The following is a 1,428-nucleotide window of genomic DNA, read 5'->3' as shown; positions in this document are numbered from 1 at the left end:
TGAACAACCGAAGCTGCCCAGGCACGAGGTCAATCAATAAATTGGCATTGACAATGTGCACGCTGTTGAGTTCTCAAGGACCAGACGCACTCCCCACTCCGCCCGTCGGGCTTCGTCAGAGAGGCATTCGTCTCTCGGCACCGTCGAGCACCACGATCGAGACCGTGGAACCTTGGGTGTCGGTTGCCTGAGCGGGACCCCGTCCGGACTGCATCTCCAGGTGTTTCCACCTGGTGACCGTCTCGGCCGTTCCGTTCTTCGCCTCAGCGGCAACGAGTGACAACATTACGGGGAGGTGAACGGGAGCGCCAGCCGGGTCACTTCCCGGGCGTGTCGCAGGCGGGGACCCACGTGCGTCGACGAGCAAGCCCGAACGGTTCGACGTCGTTACCTGCACCGGGACACCGGGACACCGGGACACCGGGACACCGGGACACCGGGACACCGGGACACCGGGACACCGGGACACCGGGACACCGGGACACCGGGACACCGGGACACCGGGACACCGGGACACCGGGACACCGGGACACCGGGACACCGGGACACCGGGACACCGGGACACCGGGACACCGGGACACCGGGACACCGGGACCAGCATCCTCCCACGGCAGTCGGAAGGCGAACGTCGACGTCGTGCCCATCCCTCCCGTGCAGGCCGAACACCACGACGCGCCCAGCTCAGGTGATCGCTCGCGCGGCATTGGGCAGCCACTCATCACATGAACAACGCCCCTTGGCCCAGCGAGCGGCGTCCGTGAGCAGGATCCACATCGCGGTAGGCATCGCCGGCTCGACAGGCTCCCTCGAGCCCGGAGACCGGCTCGAGGCGCGGCCGCAAGCGAGTGGACCACTTCGTGCCGAGCCGAGTCGCACACTCGAAGGCGCTCACAGCCGCCGCACCATGGGCAGTATCCCGCCTGGGCCCGTGCCACCTTCAACGCAAGGTTCGACACTGAGCGCCGCTGGCCCAGAGGCCTGTCCGACCCGACCGCCCAGCGACGCACGCACACTGCTTCGTGAGCAGAAACGGTCGGGTGCGCTCGGCATCACTCGACCGTTTCTGCTCACGAAGGGTCAGCGCCACTCGCGGAGGAACGTCGAGCTCGTCATCGCGGGAGGCCGGCGCCAGACCGCGACTGACCGAGGAAGCGAGGAGTGGCAGGACCACGGAACCGAACGGGACACTTCGTGAGCAGAAATGGTCGGGTCGCACACGTGTACTCGACCATTTCTGCTCACGAACCGGCACCGCGAACGGACACCCGCCGCGAAGAACCCTCGGAAACGCAGAAAACCCCTGACCGAATCGGTCAGGGGTTCCCTGGTGTTGCAACGTTAAGTCCGGCGGCGTCCTACTCTCCCACAAGGTCCCCCTTGCAGTACCATCGGCGCTGAGAGGCTTAGCTTCCGGGTTCGGAATGTGAC

At 66.2% G+C, this 1,428-nt stretch carries 1 rRNA gene; it reads right to left on the bottom strand.

Features of this window, described 5'->3' with window-relative positions:
• Positions 1-1,342 precede the first annotated feature (1,342 nt).
• Positions 1,343-1,428: ribosomal RNA gene (gene rrf / locus EDF33_RS19985) — 5S ribosomal RNA — on the bottom strand; the annotation flags it as partial.

Origin of the sequence: Curtobacterium sp. PhB146 (genome assembly GCF_004342995.1) — a bacterium.
Taxonomy (GTDB): Bacteria; Actinomycetota; Actinomycetes; order Actinomycetales; family Microbacteriaceae; genus Curtobacterium.
This window is presented reverse-complemented; position numbering and strand designations above follow the sequence as displayed.